This window comes from Caenispirillum salinarum, assembly GCF_044803115.1.
In the GTDB taxonomy this organism is placed as follows: Bacteria; Pseudomonadota; Alphaproteobacteria; order Rhodospirillales; family Rhodospirillaceae; genus Caenispirillum; species Caenispirillum salinarum_A.
The window spans coordinates 3433592-3452317 of the sequence record NZ_CP085224.1 but is presented as its reverse complement, the minus strand read 5'-3'; the positions used below and the strand labels follow the sequence as shown (position 1 = coordinate 3452317).

General features: G+C 68.4%; 14 protein-coding genes, 1 pseudogene and 1 CRISPR repeat array. Of the genes and pseudogenes, 5 read left to right on the top strand and 10 right to left on the bottom strand.

Features of this window, described 5'->3' with window-relative positions; all coding sequences use genetic code 11:
• Positions 1-3 precede the first annotated feature (3 nt).
• Positions 4-528, bottom strand: coding sequence for a type I-E CRISPR-associated protein Cse2/CasB (casB, locus tag LG334_RS15840; protein ID WP_404379518.1), 525 nt, complete (start codon positions 526-528; stop codon positions 4-6).
• Between the two features lie 13 nt (positions 529-541).
• Positions 542-2275, bottom strand: coding sequence for a type I-E CRISPR-associated protein Cse1/CasA (gene casA / locus LG334_RS15835; RefSeq protein WP_404379516.1), 1734 nt, complete (start codon positions 2273-2275; stop codon positions 542-544).
• Positions 2276-2381: 106 nt separating this feature from the next.
• Between casA and cas3 the strand changes: the two genes are divergently transcribed.
• On the top strand, positions 2382-5183 hold the full coding sequence (cas3, locus tag LG334_RS15830; protein ID WP_404379514.1) for a CRISPR-associated helicase Cas3': 2802 nt from the start codon (positions 2382-2384) through the stop codon (positions 5181-5183).
• Between the two features lie 191 nt (positions 5184-5374).
• A CRISPR array of direct repeats spans positions 5375-7244; the repeat unit is 29 nt; unit sequence GGGTCAATCCCTGCGTGGGCAGGGGAAAC.
• A 25-nt stretch (positions 7245-7269) separates the two neighbouring features.
• On the opposite strand, the gene cas2e is transcribed toward cas3, so the two are convergent.
• The 3 genes from cas2e to LG334_RS15815 form a co-directional block, all read right to left on the bottom strand.
• Positions 7270-7590 (bottom strand): type I-E CRISPR-associated endoribonuclease Cas2e, encoded by a 321-nt coding sequence (cas2e, locus tag LG334_RS15825; protein WP_404379512.1) that lies wholly within the window; start codon positions 7588-7590, stop codon positions 7270-7272.
• Positions 7590-8441 (bottom strand): type I-E CRISPR-associated endonuclease Cas1e, encoded by an 852-nt coding sequence (cas1e, locus tag LG334_RS15820; RefSeq protein ID WP_404379510.1) that lies wholly within the window; start codon positions 8439-8441, stop codon positions 7590-7592. Before cas1e ends, cas2e begins: the two co-directional genes overlap by 1 nt.
• A gap of 199 nt (positions 8442-8640) precedes the next feature.
• On the bottom strand, positions 8641-10398 hold the full coding sequence (locus tag LG334_RS15815; protein ID WP_404379509.1) for a hypothetical protein: 1758 nt from the start codon (positions 10396-10398) through the stop codon (positions 8641-8643).
• A gap of 515 nt (positions 10399-10913) precedes the next feature.
• Between LG334_RS15815 and tnpA the strand changes: the two genes are divergently transcribed.
• Complete coding sequence (tnpA, locus tag LG334_RS15810) at positions 10914-11195, top strand: IS66 family insertion sequence element accessory protein TnpA (RefSeq protein ID WP_404379507.1); 282 nt, start codon at positions 10914-10916, stop codon at positions 11193-11195.
• Positions 11192-11398: pseudogene (gene tnpB, locus LG334_RS15805) on the top strand (IS66 family insertion sequence element accessory protein TnpB); the annotation flags it as partial. The gene tnpA and the pseudogene tnpB, both read left to right, overlap by 4 nt.
• Positions 11399-11412: 14 nt before the next feature.
• On the opposite strand, the gene LG334_RS15800 reads toward tnpB, so the two are convergent.
• From LG334_RS15800 to LG334_RS15790, 3 genes are all read right to left on the bottom strand, one after another.
• Positions 11413-13524 (bottom strand): recombinase family protein, encoded by a 2112-nt coding sequence (locus tag LG334_RS15800; protein ID WP_404379505.1) that lies wholly within the window; start codon positions 13522-13524, stop codon positions 11413-11415.
• A gap of 292 nt (positions 13525-13816) precedes the next feature.
• Positions 13817-14278, bottom strand: a complete 462-nt coding sequence (locus LG334_RS15795) for a transposase (RefSeq protein WP_404379504.1) — start codon at positions 14276-14278, stop codon at positions 13817-13819.
• A gap of 176 nt (positions 14279-14454) precedes the next feature.
• Positions 14455-14679, bottom strand: coding sequence for a DUF5372 family protein (locus LG334_RS15790; protein ID WP_404379502.1), 225 nt, complete (start codon positions 14677-14679; stop codon positions 14455-14457).
• Between the two features lie 146 nt (positions 14680-14825).
• On the opposite strand from LG334_RS15790, the gene LG334_RS15785 reads away from it, so the two are divergent.
• Positions 14826-14921 (top strand): hypothetical protein, encoded by a 96-nt coding sequence (locus tag LG334_RS15785; protein WP_404379501.1) that lies wholly within the window; start codon positions 14826-14828, stop codon positions 14919-14921.
• 60 nt (positions 14922-14981) lie between these two features.
• On the top strand, positions 14982-16577 hold the full coding sequence (gene tnpC, locus LG334_RS15780; RefSeq protein WP_404379499.1) for an IS66 family transposase: 1596 nt from the start codon (positions 14982-14984) through the stop codon (positions 16575-16577).
• 37 nt (positions 16578-16614) lie between these two features.
• Here the strand turns inward: tnpC and LG334_RS15775 are convergent, their stop codons facing one another.
• Positions 16615-18198 (bottom strand): hypothetical protein, encoded by a 1584-nt coding sequence (locus LG334_RS15775; RefSeq protein WP_404379498.1) that lies wholly within the window; start codon positions 18196-18198, stop codon positions 16615-16617.
• Between the two features lie 223 nt (positions 18199-18421).
• Positions 18422-18544 (bottom strand): hypothetical protein, encoded by a 123-nt coding sequence (locus LG334_RS15770; RefSeq protein ID WP_404379497.1) that lies wholly within the window; start codon positions 18542-18544, stop codon positions 18422-18424.
• Positions 18545-18726 lie beyond the last annotated feature (182 nt).

Sequence of the window (18726 nt, the reverse complement as noted above, 5' to 3'; positions counted from 1 at the left end):
TCCTCAGAGAGCGGCGGGGTCGGCGGTTTCGTAGTAGCGCAGCATGACGCGCTTGCGGTTGTGGGCGCGGCCGCCCGGCGTGTGGCTGGACAGCACCAGGTCGGCCACGTCGCACAGGTTGACCTCGCGGTCGAGCATGGCGAGCACCCCGCGCAGCAGCCGCAGGAACTCGTCGGGATCCTCGGCGCCCAGCATCAGGCGGATGCGGTCGGCGGAGACGGCGGCCCGGCCCCGATGCGTGGAGGCGGCGGCGCGGGCGGCAAGGCCGTCCTCGGTGTCCTCGGAGACCTCGGCGACGGCGATCGCGGCACGGGCCAGGGCTTCATCGCGGAAGCCCGCGAGCGGCAGAAGCGGCAGGCGGAGGCGAGAATAGGCTTCCTCCAGCCACACTTCGTCGACCGAGCGCGCCCGGCGCATGGCGGCGCGGGCGCCCCGGTTGTCCTGCAGCCATCGGTGCCAGTCATGCAGGACTGTCGCCGTTTCGGCCGTGCCAAGGAACCGGAGGTAGGGGCGGGAGGCTTCGGTCATGGGCGGCTCCGGGTCAGGCGGCGGTCTTCTTGCCCGCCTTCGGCGAGCCGTAGAGGTCGTGGCGCAGGCGGCGTCGGATCAGGGCGATCTGGGCGGCCATGCGGTCGACGGTCTCCACCGGGAATGCGGCGTCGAAAAGGGCGAGCGCCCGATCCTTGGCCTCCTTGGCAAGCGCATCCCGTAGGTCCAGGAAGGCGTCGTCCGCCGTCGCGCCGCCGGCCAGGGCAGAGGCCATGCGCGGCAGGATGTCGAGCAGGCGGCCTTCCATCTCCCGCAGCAGAGCGTCTTCCATTTGGGCCGGCAGGACCGGCTTGCCGTTCGGATCGCCGAGCTTGATGGCCGCTCCCGCATGCTTGCGCACCGCCCAGGCGATGGAGCCGAGCGTCCGGGACAGACCCGCCGCCTCGGACGCGAGTTGACGGTGCGCGCCCTCGCGCAGGCGGTAGACCGGGAGGGATTTCTCCGACATCCCGCCGACTGCCTTGCCGAAGCTGAACTGGGTGACCACGCGCACGCGAAACGGCAGCTCCGGCGTCGCGGCGGAGGCTTCCTCCGCGCGGTCCTCCAATTCCTCGAAGGCGTCGACCAGCGTCCCCAGACGGCCGCGCAGGGCCCGCACCACGGGCGGCGGATGGGCGACGAAGGTGGTCTTCCCGGTATCGTTCCCGCCGCTGCCGGCGGCATCAAGGGCCGGCGAGAGCCAGTCGTCCAGGCGCAGGGGCGCGGAGGCCTGCGAGAACCATCGGCCATCGGAGGTGCCGTCGGCCTTCAGCTTCTCCAGCGGCGCGACGTAGGGCGCCGTCCACCCCTGCGCATCATAAGACAGGCCATGCGTCCATCGCTGGAAGGTCTCGAACACCAGGCCCTCGCGCCCGGTGACGCTGCACCGCCCCTCACGCGGCGGGTCCAGCAGGTAGCGGCGCGGCATGGCGAAGCCGGCCGGATGACGGTCGCCCGGCCCGACGGAAATAACCGTATTCAGTTCGGCCAGCCCCGCGTCCCGGCGCTTCTTCTTCTGGCTGTCGTTCTGGCGGCCGAGGTGGAGGGTGCGCACGTCGTCGCGCAGCCAGGGGAAGACGGTGCCGTCCATCGGCGCCGGCCATTGGGCCTCGCGCAGGTCGGGCGACCGTTGATCCAGCACGTTCAGCCACAGGGTCTCCCACAGGGTGCGGCCGACGATCTGGTATTTGAGGGAGTTCGCCTTGTGCGGAATGTCCAGATACCCGCCGCCGCCGCTGGGGAACAGGGCCGTCCCGGCGTACAGCAGGGGGGCGGCCAAACCGGCATGTACGGCGCCGTAGTTGCCGCGCTTGACGAAGAAGTCCTCGTTCTTCTCGATGGCGTTGGGGCTCGGCGTGTCCGGTAGAAGGTTGGAGACCGGATGCCGCTTGATCTCGTCGATCCTCGGCGGCTTCACCTGCAGGAACGGCTTGTCGATTCCCGACAGCAGGAGGGCGTCCCGGTAGGGGAGAAGCGCATCCTCCAGTTCAGCGCGCGAGGGCGGCGAGAACAGGCGCGCCGTCCAAGCCTCGCTGTCCCTGGGCGGCATGACCAGTTGCAGGATGTGCGTCGCCAGAAGCTCGAAGCCCAATTGCAGGACCGGGTGCCCGCAGTCGACGGCGACCACGGGATCATCCGCGCCGTCGACGATGGCCGGGAACGGCGCGTCCTCGGTGGCGCCGCTGCGGCGGACGAGCATCAGGGGCTGGTCCAGCCACTGCACCGGCGCCTCCCCCTCATCGACCATGCCGTCGTCCTCCCCCCGCGCGAACAATCCGCTCGAATCAGCTTCAAGATGTCCGTAGGGTAGCAGAGAGAAGCTCCCATGGAAGCGGAAATTTGGGAACGGGCCGATGATCGAGCGATGGGGCAAGGCGCAGCCGGGGCGGGAGGCGTGGCACCGCCTGGAATTCCACTGCCTGGACGTGGCCGCCGTTCTGGCCGAGGCGTTTGAGGCGGCGCCCGACCTTCTGACCAATCTGGCGGCGCTTCTGGGCCTGGAACCTGAGACGGCACGGCGCCTGCTGCTGACGGTGCTCGCGGTGCATGACGTCGGCAAGGTGGCGGGCGCCTTTCAGCACCTGCGGCCCGACGTGGCGGAGGCCCTCGGCGTGTCGGCGCGGGGGCTGAAGCCCTACGACCGGCGCGGCGCCGGGCACGACCTGATGGGGTTCGTCCTGCTGCGGCACCTGTGGCGCGGCGGCATGGCGGGCCTGGACCCGGCGACCCGGCCGGAGCGGCGGCAGTTCAATCAGGTCGCCCCCGTCCTCGCCGCCGCCACGGGGCATCATGGCGTACAGCCGGAAACGACCGCCCCTGTCCTGAGCGACTTCACGAACTGGATATCCCCGGCCGACATCGACGCCGCCGCCGCGCTGGTCACGGCCATGGCCGGCGTCTTCCAGTGGAGCGGCCCCTTGCCCGAGGAAGGGCTGAGCAAGCGGGCGTCCTATGTCCTCAACGGCCTGTTCACCGTCTGCGACTGGCTGGGGTCGACGGACGCCTTCGCCTACCGCGCGGACCCCATGGAGCCCGCCGACTACTTCGAGACCATCGCCCGCCCCACGGCAAAGCGCCTGCTGCGAAATCTGGGCCTGGCGAAACTGTCGCGCGCCGATGTGGCGCCGGCCGCCCCCTTCGCGGACCTGTTCGCGCACCTGGGCCCGTCGCTCTCGCCCACGCCCCTGCAGGAGGCCTGCGACCGCCTGTTCCGGCCCGAAACGCTGCCCGAGGGTCCGCTGCTGGTGATCCTGGAGGACGCCCCCGGCGCCGGCAAGACGGAGGCCGGCGATCTGGTCATCCACCGGCTCATGGCCGGCGGCAAGGCGTCCGGGTTCTACTGCGGCCTGCCCACCACCGCCACGGCCGACGGCGCCTATGGCCGCAAGCGCCCGGTGGTGGAGCGCATGTTCGAGACGATCCCGTCCTTCGTCCTCGCCCACGGGCGGCGCCACCTGAACGACGGATTCCGCCCCGTCGCCACCCGCGCGGCGGTGGAGGCCGGGGAGGGGGACGCGCAGGCGTGGTTCGTCCACGGCGGCAAGCGGGCGCTGCTGAGCGCCGCCGGCGTCGGCACGGTGGATCAGGCGCTGCTGGGCGCCCTGCGCACGCGCCATGGGCCGGTGCGCCTGTGGGGGTTGTGGCGCAAGGCGCTGCTGGTCGACGAGGTGCACGCCTACGACGACTACATGCTCGGCGCGTTGAAAAGCCTGCTCCACCACCAGGCAGCGCGTGGGGAGAGCGTCATCCTCATGTCCGCCACCCTGCCCAGCCGCATCCGGGCAGCGTTGGTGGAGGCCTTCGGAACCGGGGCCGGATGGCCGGATGTGACGGCGCGGACCGAGGCCCTGGACCGCCGGGGCTTTCCCCTGCTCGGCCTGCACCACGGGGGCGCCAGTGCGGAACACGCACTGCCGCTGCGCCGTCCCGGCCGGGCGGTGAGGGTCGAGCCCGTCCACGACATAACCGAAGCGGTGACGCAGGTGACGGACTGGGCGGAGGCGGGCCGGTGCGTCGTGTGGTTCCGCAACACCGTGGACGACGCCATGGAGGCCCACGCCCGTGTCGGCACTCTGCTGCACGCCGCCGGGCTGCCGGAGCCCATCCTGTTCCACGCCCGCTTCCTGCCGGAGGACCGCGCCGCCATCGAGGGCCGCGTGCTGCGCCATTTCGGCAAGGAGAGCGGTCCGGAGGATCGGCGCGGCCGAGTCCTCATCGCCACCCAGGTGGCCGAGCAGAGCCTGGACCTGGACGCCGACGAATTCCTCTCCGACCTGGCGCCGGCGGATGCCGTGCTGCAACGGCTCGGGCGGCGCCGCCGCCATGTCCGCGACGCCGGGGGCGCCCGCCTGACGGTGGCGGCCGAGGATGCCCGGCCCGACTCGCCGGCGCTGCTGCTCATGCCGCCGCTTTCCGCCGCCGAGGGAGAGGCGCGGGCCGGAAGCGGGGAGCGCAGCCCCTGGTACGGCCGCCTTTTCCCGCGCGCCGCCGGCATCTACCCGGACGACGCCCGCCTGTGGCGCGGCGCCCTGCACCTGACGCGGCCCGACACGATCCCCGACCGCGTGGCGGAGGGGCCGTGGCTGGTGCCGGAAGTCGATGCCCGGCCGCTGCTGGAAAGCGTCTACGCCGAGACCGACACCCTGCTCGCCCAGGTGCCGGATGCCCTCCACGCCCGCCACACCGCGACGGAAGGGGACCATACGGCGAAGCGGCAGATGGCGGGCCGCAACACGCTGGCGTTCCGCGACGGCCTGTTGAAGGACTGGACGGAGGGCGCGCTGCTGGCCGTCAGCCCGGACGAGGACCGCCTGCCCACGCGCCTAAGCGATTCCTATCCCGTGGCCCTGGCGTGGCGGGACGGGTCCGGGGCCGGGGCGCCGGTCCTGGCGGCGGGGGCGGAGGCGGCCCTGGACCTGTCATGCATCAGCCTGCCCTGGCGCCTCGACCCCGCGCCCGAGGACGCGGCGGCGGTGGAGGCCATGGCGGCGACCCTGCCAGAGCCGACCCGCCGGCGCCTGCGTTTCGTGCCGGTGATTGTCCTCTCCCCCGACGGCTCCGGCGGATGGACGGGCACCGCCGCGCGGGAGGGCAGGGCTGTAACGGTGCGCTACGACCCGGCGCGGGGTTTGCGGGTGGAGGCGCGGGGTCGTTGAACGGCCGGTCGCCGGGGGTATAGGATGACTGCTCGACGGCAGAGGTCGCGGACGGGCGCGCCAACCTCCGCCCGGCTGCGCGGCGCCCGCTCCGCCGACGCGACTGACTCCCAGTAAAAGATAACCGCCTCCTGCCCGCCGGGTTCGGGAGGCGACAACACAGCGGCAGCAGGCGCGCCGCTGCCGCCGTGTGCGCAATCCCCGCGTGGGCGGGGGTACCTGAGCGACCGGACCGGTCATCGGCTGGACGCCAGGTTCATCCCTGCGTGGGCAGGGGAAACTCCGGCGGCGACGTCGCGCAGACCCTCAGCAGCGGTCAATCCCTGCGTGGGCAGGGGAAACGAGGGTGTACCCGCCGTCCAGCGTCTCGGCCGGCGTCAATCCCTGCGTGGGCAGGGGAAACAAAAGCCGCCTCAGTGGGCGGCGTCAGGGGGTGGGTCAATCCCTGCTTGGGCAGGGGAAACAGGGCGGCCTTGATCCAGCGCGCGCCGTTCTGGGGTCAATCCCTGCGTGCAGGGGAAACGCACACCCCCGACCCCAACCCCGGCCCCTGCGGGGTCAATCCCTGCGTGGGCAGGGGAAACAAGGAGTGCGGGGTTCCCGTCGAATGGGGCGGGGGTCAATCCCTGCGTGGGCAGGGGAAACTCCCCCAGGCCCTCCGGGAACGTCTCCAGCAGGGGTCTATCCCTGCGTGGGCAGGGGAAACTTCCATGACGTGACCTTCGAGGCTTTGGCCCAGGGTCAATCCCTGCGTGGGCAGGGGAAACATTGCGACCATCGCGCCGGCGCTGTTCGGCTTGGGTCAATCCCTGCGTGGGCAGGGGAAACGGGTTGCCCTTCTCGGCCGCCAGGGCGCGGACGGGTCAATCCCTGCGTGGGCAGGGGAAACCCATTCGCGCCGTGCGTCTGAAGGCCAAGTCGGGGTCAATCCCTGCGTGGGCAGGGGAAACAGCCGGGAAAGGCCGTCCGCTGGTGGGCTGTGGGGTCAATCCCTGCGTGGGCAGGGGAAACTCGCGGCCCGCCCGCCACTTCTTGGCCGTCTGGGGTCAATCCCTGCGTGGGCAGGGGAAACATCCACGGGTTGAAGGTGTGGTCAGCCCATTCGGGTCAATCCCTGCGTGGGCAGGGGAAACGGCGGTGAGGGTGGCCCAGGCGGCCTGTTCGGCCGTCTCGACCGGGGGTCAATCCCTGCGTGGGCAGGGGAAACGCTTCCTCCAGGTCGACCGGCGTGACCTCCGTGGGTCAATCCCTGCGTGGGCAGGGGAAACTGCCGATAACTGATGCGGTCCGCGAGAAGCACGGGTCAATCCCTGCGTGGGCAGGGGAAACGCCGATGGCCTGGCTTCGGACCTGGCGGAAAAGGGTCAATCCCTGCGTGGGCAGGGGAAACACCGCGCGCTCCAGCGCCAGGCGCGCGTACCAGGGTCAATCCCTGCGTGGGCAGGGGAAACCTGAAAAACCAGCGTCACGAGCAGTTCTGCCTGGGTCAATCCCTGCGTGGGCAGGGGAAACTAGGTGTCGCGCGCCCAGGCCGCCCACTTCGAGGGTCAATCCCTGCGTGGGCAGGGGAAACTACGTCCTCGGCGGCGCCACCGGCGGCGCGTGGGGTCAATCCCTGCGTGGGCAGGGGAAACAAATTCAACCCGCGCACGCGGCTGATTGTCGTGGGTCAATCCCTGCGTGGGCAGGGGAAACCCTGTGGACGTGACGGCGGCCGAGTGGGACGCGGGTCAATCCCTGCGTGGGCAGGGGAAACCCGTCCGAAACGGACAACCCGATTTCCGGCGTGGGTCAATCCCTGCGTGGGCAGGGGAAACCGCCTTAAGCCGCACATGGCGGAGTTCGGCCGGGGTCAATCCCTGCGTGGGCAGGGGAAACCCGTCCGAAACGGACAACCCGATTTCCGGCGTGGGTCAATCCCTGCGTGGGCAGGGGAAACCGCCTTAAGCCGCACATGGCGGAGTTCGGCCGGGGTCAATCCCTGCGTGGGCAGGGGAAACATCGCGTTGATGAGCAGGCCGCCCACGGCCGTGGGTCAATCCCTGCGTGGGCAGGGGAAACCCTGCTTGCAAGGTACTGGAGACCATCACTCTTTTCCAGCCTTGTTTGCAGGTTGTTTGGCGCCTTTTTGCAGCAGATAGATCCCGTCGTATTCCACAATGGTCCGCCGGGGCGCGCCAAGGGATCGGAAGTCCAGCCCCATGGGTTTCTTCTTGTCCTTGACTATCATGAGGATCGTGCCGCGCGGCTCGGCCTCCCACCATTTCGACAGGATTTCCCAGATGCGGTCGCGGCTGCCGGCGTCCAGCGAGACCGAGACATAGACGCCCGGATGCGGGTTGAGCATGCACGACCGCAGGAACCCGTGAACACGGTCCAGCGTGTCGGTGGCGCAGACGATCACCATCAGGCCAGAATCTCCTTGATGTCGTCGATGACGGTGTCGATGACCTTCGCCTGCTCGATGTGGCGGGCCATCTTGCGGCGCACGACGCGCTCCAGGCGCTCTCCGTGGTGCCGGCCCTCGTTGATTTCCCGCACCGCGCGGAAGGCGACGGGCACCGTGATGGTGGTGCGGTAGAGGTCGCAGAGGTCCAGCGTCCAGCCGATGCCCGGCGCCTCGTGCAGAAAGCCCAACTGCGGCACCGTCCCAGTGGCGGCGACCGCGATGGCGACGGCGGCCTCCAGCGCGGTCACCGCATGGTTGATGGCCTGGTTCGGCGGGTCGGCGCCGTCGGGGTTGGCGCGGTCGAACCGGCGGCCCTTCCAGGTGATCTTCTCCTGCTGGGCCAGAAGCTCGTAGGATCGCTTGATGCGCGCCGCCTCCATGCCGCGCAGGGCATCCAGCGACGAGGCGCGCGGGCGCTCTCCGAACCGTTTTTCGTACATGCGCAGGGCCACCATCAGGCGGGTCTGCTCCGACGCGAAGTAGACGGCCTGCTTCTGCGCAAGGTCCGCGGTCCGCTCGAAGATAGGCGGCGCGGTGTACATGCGCGTGCCGCCCGTGCCGACGGCGACGATGGCCGTGCCATGGGCCGAGAGATGGCGGATGGCGTCGTGTGTGATGGATGTTCCGGGGCCGAGCATCACCGCGCTGACGGCCTGGTAGGGCAGTTCCATTTCCTCGCCGGTGCCCTCGTAGAGCAGGGCGAGGCTGCCGTTGTCGATGGTCAGCCGGCAGTATTCCAGATAGACGAGGCCGTTGCGGCTGCGATGGGGAATGCGCGCCTTGTCCAGCCCGAGACGTCCCTTGAGCATGGTCCGTGTCTCACCTCCTTGTCCTCAACAGACATGGCGCGCCGGCAGCGGGCGGGGCCTCTGCCGGACCCCGCCCGCGCATGCCGAGGCGCGACGTTGAGGATACGCTTTTCACGATGTTCATGAGCGGGAAATCAACCCTACCACGTGCAGCGGGCGGCGGCGAGGGGGAAGGGAGAGGCCGGAGGGCGGCGGGACGTCAGGCGGTCGAGGCTGGCGCCGGCGCCTTCGCAGCCGGGGCCGGGCGCGGCACCAGTTCGATGCCGACCACCTCCAGCCGCAGGTCGCGAGGGTCTGCCTGCATGATCCCGTCCGCCTCCTTCCGGAGCGCCTCGATGAGGCCGGCGAAGTCCACCGTGCCGGTGCCGGGACCCTTCCAGCGCCGCTTGGGGGCGAGGTTCACGATGAACAGGATGCCGTGGCGGCTGTCGCGCAGCTTCATGTAGTCGCCCACCAACTGCTTGTGCAGCGCCTGCTTGAGGTTTTCGAATGAGCGTTCCTTCTTGTGGGCCCACTTCACCTCGATCACGACGGGTTTGTGCGATGGCACCTTGATGCGGATGTCCGGTCGGACCAGCCCATGGGCCTCGGCCTCTCGGTCCACCTGGAAACGGCCCATGCTTCGGCTTTCAAGCTGGCCCGCCAGCCAGATTTGGGCGAGGCTTTCGTTGTCCGCGGGACTGAATAGACCTGTGGGTGCGAAGTCGCCGTTCTCGGCGTCGTCGCGGAGGTCGGCCAGGCGCCCGATCACCAGATTGAACAGGTCGTCGGCGCTTTGGGGCGGCTTGGTGTAGGTCCGCTCGAACGCGCCCACGGCGGCCTCGTTCCACGGCTTCGGGTCCGCATCCGTGGTCGCGCGCCGGAATGCGTAGTAGGTCAGCAGGTCTCGGATGGCGCTCAGCGACGGATCGTCCGCAAGGGAGCGAAGGGTGGCATACGCCGCCGCACCCGGCATATTGGCGATGGCGCCGAAGACGTCGGATCGGAACTGCTGAGCATTGTCGCGCGGGCCCGGCGTATAGGCGCCATGGCGCTCAATGTCCTCGTCCCGGCGGACATGGCGGTGGAGAAGCGGCAGGAATCGGGCGGCGTGTTCAAGGTCCAGGAACCGTGGACGGTCCATCCGGAGGCTATTGCTGCCGTACCGGTGAAGGTCGGCCACGACATGCAGAACAAGCGCATCGGCGTCGTCCGCCGGCATCGTGGGGAGCGTCCCCTCGAGCCACGTCATGGCGGCGGCTGGATCGGCCTGGAGCCAGACCTGAAGCCATGCCAGCAGCCGTTCCCGATCGCCGGCTGCCGAGGCCGCGGCGACGGCGGGCGGTGCGATCCGCGCGAGCGTCTCCACATCCTCTGCCCGAACGAGAACCGCGAGAGCCTGTCTGAGAACCTGGAGGTTCGGGATGTTGCGCGTCTCCAGGAGTTCCGCCACGAAGGGAACGCACAGATGCCGGATGGCCGCATCGGCACGGGTAAGGCGGCTCAAGACGCAGTGGGGCGGATGCTTTTCCGCCGGGACTTCGGTCTCCAGAGCGGCTTGATCGCGCAGCACGGATGTCACCTCGGCGGGACGCACCCTCGCCAAGTCGGCCAGCCAATCGGGAAAGCCGTTCAGCGCATGCAAGGCGTGCTCGGTCGCCCAAACGGTCTCTTCAGGCGTCCACCGCGCGACGCCGTCTTCCGCCGCCTCCAACGACAGCCCCTCGAGAGCAGGCATTGAGGGATGATACCCCCGGCCCCACCTGGCGCCTGGAAGCGGCGGGTGCCAGCGCCGCCAGAACGCCTTGAGCCCGCCGTGCAAACGGTCGGTCGCGCCCTTGCCGTAAAGACGAAGCAGCCGGTCCCGGTCGAACAATTCGCCGTCTTTGGAAGAGCGATCTGCGTCACAAGCCAGCATCCAGTGCAGCAGCAGCCAGTCTCGACCCTCGCACAAATTGCGACGGCGCCAGAATGCCATCCAGCGGAGGCGCATTCTCCAGACGCGCCCCCGCCTGAGAGAGGCGCGCCAGCTTCCTCGAAGGAAACGCCACTTCGCGCGATGGCGTCGCCTCCTCAGGGTTTCATGAACGGGCCGAAGCCGCCGGTGCACCCTCCTTATGAGCGGTCGCTTCTCCCGCTCATAGATCTGGTGGAGGCGGCTCGAGCCGCGCACAATCCGCCGCAGCCGTCGCCCCTCCTGGCGCGGACGGTTGCTGCTTTCCCAAAGATCAACCGCTACCTTGAGGACGAGGTCACGGTGCCCGCCATCCGGAAGAGCCTCCAGTTCTTCCAGGACCCACGGAAGATCATCCGGTGCCAATCTCCAGCTATCCGTAACCGTCTTCTGACGGCTGCCTTGGCGTCGGCGTCCCGATAGTGCTGACTTCGTCGATCTTGGAGTGGATCGGCGGATGGAGCGAGTTGCTTATGGCCTACGATGGTAGTCAGCCTCCGGCGCGGCGACGGACATGGCCCCGGGCAGACAAGGAGCGGATGGTCAGAGAGGTTGCCGAGAGCGGCCTTTCGGTGGCCGCAGTGGCGCGGCGGAATGGTGTTCATCCCAGCGTCCTCGGGCGCTGGTGCCGGAAGACAGCTCCGGCCGCACCCGGCTTTCTGCCCGTCCAGGTGACGGCACCGGAGGAGGCGGCCGCTCGCGTGCCCGAGGAACCGTCTCCGGTCGAGATCGTGCTCACCAACGGGCGCCGCCTGATCGTGCCGGCCACCATCGCGCCACCCCGGTTGCGGACGCTGGTCGCGGCCCTGGAGGGGGCATGATCGCCGTTCCGCCGGGCGTGCGTGTCTACCTGGCGCTCGGCCGGACCGACATGCGAAAGGGCATGCCCGGCCTCGCCATGCTGGTGCAGGAGGTCCTGAAGAAGGACCCGTTCTCGGGGCACCTGTTCGTCTTCCGCGGGCGGCGTGGCGACCTGGTCAAGATCCTCGCCTGGGACGGCCAGGGCTTCTGCCTGTTCACCAAAGATCTGAGTTCATACTACACCTCTTCCACATCCAGATGATGGTTTTGCGTGGCTTCGTTTTTCGCACGCTCGGCTACCCGATGGGCGAGCGTGTTCCATCGGCTGCACTGCTTTTTCGGGAGGTCCGAGTCGGGAATCTCGTACAGGCGATATTGGCCGTTGTAGTGATGGCCGATAACGAGTCCGTGTTTGGCCCATCGTGCGAGGGTGTGCTCGTGAATGCCGAGACGCGCCGCCGCCTCTTGTTTCGTCAGCATCCCGCGGTCCCGCAGGCGGTCGTAGCGCGAGCGAAGTTTGTACTGATGAGCGAGATAAGCCACTCGCAGCGGAGTGAAACGCGCATCCTGACGACCGCGGCGCGTCGCCCCTCCCGGGTGATGTCCTTGGCGGTTCAGGATCTCCGCGATCTCCGAGTAGATGTGATCGTCGAGGAGCTTATCGACGAGCTCGACGATATGCATCGGGGTCTTGACTTGCTGAGCGGAAGACTTCGGGTTGAGTGTGGTGATCGTCTCGGTCTTGCCGCCCCTGAATCGAACATGGACCTTAGTCGTGCCTTCCGTGGGCAGCTTGACGAGGGTGACATCCTCAATGATGTGGGCGAGCAGCCGCTTGCGGTCGCGGTTCGGCGTGTCCGGATGCGCCCAAAGCTTCTTGAAATCCGTAGTCATCGCGACCAGCCGCTCCCGGACAGCTTCGTCGACTACGACCCGGTCGTACTCGCGGGTGCGCTCGCGCTCGTGGCGGGCATCGGCCAGCAAACGGAGCTTCTCGTTCCATTCGCCTTCGAGCGTATCGGCGACGAGGCGGTTGCCGGGATCGACGAGCATGAAACGCCTTTGGGCGAGTTCGGCCTCGATCTGGGCGCGCTGGATCGCACGGCATCGCAGTCGGTCAGCCTCTTCATGTCGGGCTTCGACTTCCCGGCGGACGTCGAGGGCGATCTCGACGACGGCCGGCGTCATCACGTCGGCGACGAGCATGCCGATGGCCTCATCAACGGGAGGACCGGCGACGGACTGGCAGGAGGCTTCCCCGCGAGAGGTCCGTGCGCGATCACAGACGTACCAGGCTTCCAGGCGACCGCGGCGCGCGGCATATTTGACTCGAAAACGACTACCGCATCGCCCGCACACGGCGCGGCCTTGAAGCAGGGCCACTCCTTCGCGGGGAACCGATGTGCGCGCCTGATCATAGCCTCGCCCGTTCTCCTGGAGGATCTTCAAGTTCTCCTGGTGTTGGCCCCAGGTGATGTAGCCGGGATGGGCATCGGGGATACAGGCGAGCCATTCTTCCTGGTCGCGCGCACGCAGCGTCCTCCTGCCGTCGATGGCGCGCCGATATTGACGTCGACCGTAGGCATAGGCGCCGGCGTAACGCGGATTGTGCAGGACGCGCACCGCGGTCGACGCGGTCAGGGATCGAAACACGGTCCGGCTATCGTGCAGGCGCGAAGGGAACAACAGGCCCTGCTTACGGAAGGCCTTGACGGTTTGGGAGGCGGATCCAACACGAGCGAACGTCTCGAAGAAATGGGCAATCGTCTCTCTGACCTGGGTATCCGGGTCAAGGGCCACGTTGCCGGCATCGTCATAGACCAGCCCCGTCGGCAGGGGGCAGCGAAACTCGCCGCGGCGCGCTTTGTTGAGGATGCCGCCGCGGAGCCGCGCCTTGATCACGTGCAGTTCGGCTTCACTCATCGTTCCCTTGAGGCCGAGCAAGAGCCGGTCGTTGAAGCTCGCGGGATCGTACACGCCGTCCTCGTCAAGGATCAGGGTATCGGCGAGGGCGCAGATCTCCAGCAAGCGCTGCCAGTCGGCGTTGTTGCGCGCCAGACGGGAGACTTCCAGGCCCATCACGATCCCGGCGCGGCCCATGCCGACGTCGCTGACCAGTCGCTGGAAGCCCTCTCGCCACGCCGCCGATGCGCCGGATTCGCCCTGGTCATTGTCGATGACGATGATTTGCTCGTCGCGCCAGCCGAGAGCCACGGCGCGCCCACGAAGTCCGTACTGCCGTTTGGCGCTCTCGGCGTTCTCGACCACTTGCCGCATCGAGGACTGGCGGATGTACAGGTAGGCACCGCGTTTGAGGTGCGAAGGCTGGACCTTGATGTGGGCGTTCATGACGATCTCCGATCGTGGATGCTTCCGACGATTGATGCGAGGACGTGAACGGCAACGTTGTGCCCGCGCCGCGCCGGGACGGCGAGTGACGAAGCGTAGACTGGCTCTTGAGGGGAACTTGCGGCTGCGGTCAGAGCGCGGGCCCATCCCCACATACCGCGGCGCAGGAAGAGCGCGAGGCCGCTACGGGCGTCGATCGGCAGCGCCTCGCCGAGAGCTGCTCCGCGAAGCAGCTCGTACCGGGTTGCAATGGCCGATGGCAGGGCCGATCCCGCTGCCGTCGTTGCGCCCGTCAGGCGCGAGTTTTTTTTAGAACGCGCTCGATTGTTCTGGGATGGAGCTCGATGCCAAGTTCCTGGTGTACGAGCTTTGCCAGTTCCCGGGCGCGGACGGGCTCGCCTGGGATAAGCCTCGCCCGCAGGAACGCGAGGACTTCGTCGTCGATCTTGTGGGGGCCGCGTGGGCCGGGTTTCGCCGGCACCAGTCCGGCAATTCCGCCGTTGTCGAAGTTGGCCTTGGCTTGGTAATAGGTCGGCCGCGAAAAGCCGTACTCGTTCGAAGCCTCGGTTACCGACACGCCGTCGGTGGAGACGCGACGGAGCATCTCGTACTTGACCTGGACAGCGTCGTGCGGGTCGAAGAACTCGCTGTCGCGAAACTTCGGATCGCGCACCTTCTCGGGCGTCGCATTGAAGGTGCCCTCCTCGATGAGGGCCTCGGCCTTCGAGCGCTTGCTGTCGTACTTCGCAGGCATCGACGAATCCGAGGACGAGAGGTAGAGAAGGTGTAACGGTATTTATACCGCGTTCCGCATACAGGTCAAGCTTCTCACCGCCGTACCCACGTCCGCTACACGCGGAAGAAGGGAAATAAGAACCTTCAAAGCTCTGTCGCGGCGTAATTCGCTTTACATGTGCGGCGTAATTGACCTTACACATTGCGGCCCCCACGGTCGACCAATCTGCTGGAAAGGCGCTCCACCACGTCGGCGAGAGCAATCAAGTCCGTCACCCGCAATGGCGTGCGGCCGTCGCCGACAACCACCTCGGGATCCGGGCTCGAAAGATCGGTCCACTGCGGCGGAACCGACCAGACCGAGCCATCTTCCGCCTGAAGCAGCAGGCGTTCGCCGAGCCGGTTGAAGCGCCGGCCCACGCATGGCAACCATCGCTCCCTCAGAGGATGGAACGGGTGCGTGACCTGGACTAACTGGTGCGCTGCGACGGTAGGGGTCGCATTCTCCACGGAGGTACAAGCGGCTGGAGAAGGGACGCTTCGTCTGGCCGTCGGCGGAGGGCGGCGTGGCGGCGCTGACGCCGGCCCAGTTGAGCATGCTGATCGAGGGCATCGACTGGCGCATGCCGACGCGGACATGGCGGCCGGAGACAGCCGGCTGACGAGCCCCGGAAGGCGCCGAAATCCTTGGTTTTTAGGGCTTCTGCGGCTAGAATCCGGCCATGCCTTCCGCACCGTCTTCCCAGCTTCCCGACGACGTCGAGGCCCTGCGGGCGATCATCGCCGCGCAGGCCGAGGAACTGGCCGCGGCCAGGGCCGGCCTGACCGCCAAGGCGCTGGAAGTCGAGAAGCTGAAGGTGCAACTCGCCCGCCTGCGGCGGATGACGTTCGGGCGATCGTCGGAGAAGCTGTCCCGCGAGATCGAACAGCTCGAACTGGCCCTGGAGGACCTGGAGGCCGAAGCGGCCGAAGCGGCCGAAGCAGAGGATGAAGCGCCGCCGGAGCCGACCGAGGCCGACGCCCCGGACCAGCCTGCCGCGCGCCGTCGCCGCGCCCTACCGGAGCATCTGCCGCGCGACGAGGTCCGTCATGATCCCGCCGACGACTGCCCGGCCTGCGGCGGCGCCATGCACACGGTGGGCGAGGACGTGACCGAGATCCTCGACTACGTGCCCGGCCGTTTCCGGGTGATCCGCCATGTCCGTCCGGCGCTGTCGTGCCGGACGTGCGAGAGCATGGTGCAGACGCCGATGCCGTCCCTGCCGGTGGCGCGCGGCCTGCCGTCGCCGGCCCTGCTGTCGCATGTCCTGGTGTCGAAATACTGCGACCACCTGCCGCTGTACCGCCAGAGCCAGATCTACGCCCGCGAGGGCGTGACGCTGCCCCGGGCGCTGCTGGCGGGCTGGGTCGGCAGGACGGCCGCCCTGGTGGCGCCGCTGGTCGAGGCGATTGGCCGCCACGTGCGCGCCGGCGACGCCTTGCACGCCGACGACACGCCGGTGCCGGTGCTCAGCCCGGGCGCCGGCAAGACCCGGCAGGCGCGACAATGGGTCTATCTGCGCGACGAACGTCCCCATGCCGGCCCGGCGCCGCCGGCCGTGCTTTACCGCTACACGCCCGACCGCAAGGGCATCCATCCGCAGACCGAGTTGCAGGGCTTTCGCGGCCTTCTGCACGCCGACGGCTATGCCGGTTTCAACAAGCTGTACGAGCCGGGAGAGGACGGCGTCGCGTCCGTGCAGGAGGTGGCATGCTGGGCCCATGTGCGGCGCAAGATCCACGACGTCCATGCGGCGACAGGATCACCCATCGCCGCCCGGGCCCTGGAACTGATCGGCGCGTTGTTCGACGCCGAGCGTCGGATCACCGGCCGCCCGGCCGACGAGCGCCTGCGCGTGCGCCAGGCACAGAGCCTGCCCCGGCTGGAGGCGGTGAAGACCTTCTTCGACACCAGCCTCCGCAAGCTGCCGGGCAAGAGCGATCTGGCGGCCGCCTTGCGATACGCCCTGACGCGCTGGCCGGCGCTGACCCGCTACGCGGGCGATGGCCGCTGCGAGATCAGCAACAACGCCGCCGAACGCGCTATCCGCCCGCTGGCCCTGGGCCGGAAGAACTACCTCTTCGCTGGCTCCGACGCCGGCGGCCACCGGGCAGCGGCCGTCTACACGCTGATCGAGACCGCGAGGCTCAACGGCCTCGACCCGCAGATCTATCTCACCCAGGTGCTGACCCGCATCGCCGACCACCCAATCAACCGGATCGACGACCTGCTGCCGTGGAACATCGGGCAGCCAAACGACGACCAGAAAGCCGCTTGAGCGTCAACAATCGGCCGCCGCAGCCGCTGGAAGACGCTTACCGGCCGCCCGCCATCGCCACCGCTTCAACGGCGAGCCGCCGCACGCCCTCCGGCTGCGTCCGATCCGCCGCGAGCTTGGCGGCTTCGGTCGACGCACCGGGAAGGCGCCCGATGGCGACGAGGCGCAGCAACAGCTCCTTCTGATCCGCTGAAAGCTCGGGATCGCGGAGCATCTCCGCGACCGCCGGCCCCAGTGACGGATCGGCCAAGCGGTGCAATTGCGCCGTCGGCGTCAAGCCGGGGCGGAAGCGGTGGTGCTCCATGAGGCGCTTCAGCAGGATCGCCCGCTCCTCCGGCGGGATGGCGGACGGGTCGCCGTGCTCCAGCAGCACGTCGGGATCGACGGCCATCAGGCGCTTGCGCACCCAGCTTTCCTTACCCGCCAGCCACGCCGCCACCGGTGCCAGCGCGTCGGGCACGACCTCGGTCCTGCCATGGCTGGGGCGGAACAGAAGGCCGGCCACGGCCTGCCGGGGCGCGCCGGCGTCGAGCAGGCGCTTCAGCCAACCGGCCGCCAGATATTCCGAGACATGGCGGTGGTGAAACCGCACGCGCTCAAAGGCCGCCTCGTCGAATACCGGCCGCTCCAGCAGGGCACGCACCTCATCCGGCTTCCACTCCGCCAGAACGGCCTCCGGGTCCAGCGTCCCGTCGGCCGCCACCGCGCCGGTCGCGGCGAAGGTCAGCCGCCGAGACAGGACGGAGGCCGCCGCCAAGGCCTCGGCACCCTGGCGAGCCTTTTCTGGCGTCAGCGGCGCGCGATGGTGACGGTTGGGGTTGTCCTCGCGCAGCTTGCGGGCGACGTCGTCCTCGATGATCTCCGTCAGCGAGCCCAGGGCGCCATGCGTCGTCCAGTACCGCAGAAGGCCCAGAACATCGTAGGGGCGCCCCGCGAAGTCCCATGCATCCCGCTGTTCGATGGCGTCGAGGAAAGCGTCCGGATCGTCGGTTTCCTGATCCGCGAGCTGCCGGATCTGAGTCGTGTTCAGGGCGGCCAGTTCGACGACGGCCAGGCCCTCCGGCAGGTCGGGATGTGGTTCGCCGGGCCTTGCGCCCGGACCGGCCCCAAGGAGGCGGGACACGATGTCCGCGTCGTCGGCGTGCCAGCCGGTGATGCGGCTCGACAGGACGATGGAGCATCGCGCCACGGCGTCGCCCAGGAACCCGGCGAGGCTGCGCAGGGCGGTTTCGAACTGCGTATGCTTGCTCAGGCGCGCTTCCTCGACCGCATCCAGGAACAGCGTGGCGGGCTGGTCGCCGCTCCGCCAGGCGCGCAACGCATGCAGATCGGAGGGGTCGAGGGCGCCCTCCACCCCAGTGTCCGCCAACTGCTCGACCCGGAGGAAGAAGGCCGTCCGGCCGCTTTCGCGCAGCCGGTTCGTCTGGGCCTGGAACTCGCAGGTCTTGCCGCTCCCGGCCTCGCCCAGCACGACGACGCGGCCGTGTTCCAGAAGACGCGGCCAATCGAGCGGGCCATGCTCGCGCGCACGGAAATAGCTCTGGAAGGCCGCCGTCTCGCGCTCGTCCGCCGGCCGGTGGGGCACGAAGCTGCGGTTAAGGTCGATCCAGTCCGTGCTCATGGTCTCCTCAGCGCTCGCCACCCGCCGCGCCGGACGCCCTCACCCAGGCTGCTCCCATCCTATATCACGCGCCAGCGACCAAGTGACGGTTCGACGATCGGCACCGCAATTGGCCGCCGGAAGACGTTGCAACGATTGCGTAACCCATTGAGGTCAAACGAGTGTTTTTCCCCCGTATTATTCAAACGTTTTCCTTGCATATCAAGGGTTTAGGCGCCGCCAGCTACTTCATGACGAAGTAGCTGGGCCGGTTCCAGTTGGTCGAGGCACCCACCATGGCGATGGTCTTAGTGCCTTGAAGAACCTTGCGGATCAGCGCGTCGGGGTAGGAGAGGGCGGTGGTCATGGGGACGGGTCCTCTTCGTCTTTTCCGGTCGTCCTCCTGCATACCCGGTCGCTTCGCAAAGAGCCAGAGCCGCGTTGCCGCACCACCCGCCACACCCAGGGAACGCCCATAACACGCCCCCGCCATCAGAATCATGGTGTCGCCCGCCGCCGCCACGCACTATAATATGACTATGATTTGCA

Coding starts and splice junctions, on each gene's coding strand:
- cas2e (WP_404379512.1), bottom strand. CDS start 7,590: ATGGTGATCGTCTGCGCCACCGACACGCTGGACCGTGTTCACGGGTTC.
- tnpC (WP_404379499.1), top strand. CDS start 14,982: ATGCCTTCCGCACCGTCTTCCCAGCTTCCCGACGACGTCGAGGCCCTG.
- cas1e (WP_404379510.1), bottom strand. CDS start 8,441: ATGCTCAAGGGACGTCTCGGGCTGGACAAGGCGCGCATTCCCCATCGC.
- LG334_RS15795 (WP_404379504.1), bottom strand. CDS start 14,278: ATGCCTGCGAAGTACGACAGCAAGCGCTCGAAGGCCGAGGCCCTCATC.
- casB (WP_404379518.1), bottom strand. CDS start 528: ATGACCGAAGCCTCCCGCCCCTACCTCCGGTTCCTTGGCACGGCCGAA.
- tnpA (WP_404379507.1), top strand. CDS start 10,914: ATGGTCAGAGAGGTTGCCGAGAGCGGCCTTTCGGTGGCCGCAGTGGCG.
- casA (WP_404379516.1), bottom strand. CDS start 2,275: ATGGTCGATGAGGGGGAGGCGCCGGTGCAGTGGCTGGACCAGCCCCTG.
- LG334_RS15775 (WP_404379498.1), bottom strand. CDS start 18,198: ATGAGCACGGACTGGATCGACCTTAACCGCAGCTTCGTGCCCCACCGG.
- LG334_RS15800 (WP_404379505.1), bottom strand. CDS start 13,524: ATGAACGCCCACATCAAGGTCCAGCCTTCGCACCTCAAACGCGGTGCC.
- cas3 (WP_404379514.1), top strand. CDS start 2,382: ATGATCGAGCGATGGGGCAAGGCGCAGCCGGGGCGGGAGGCGTGGCAC.
- LG334_RS15815 (WP_404379509.1), bottom strand. CDS start 10,398: ATGGCATTCTGGCGCCGTCGCAATTTGTGCGAGGGTCGAGACTGGCTG.
- LG334_RS15770 (WP_404379497.1), bottom strand. CDS start 18,544: ATGACCACCGCCCTCTCCTACCCCGACGCGCTGATCCGCAAGGTTCTT.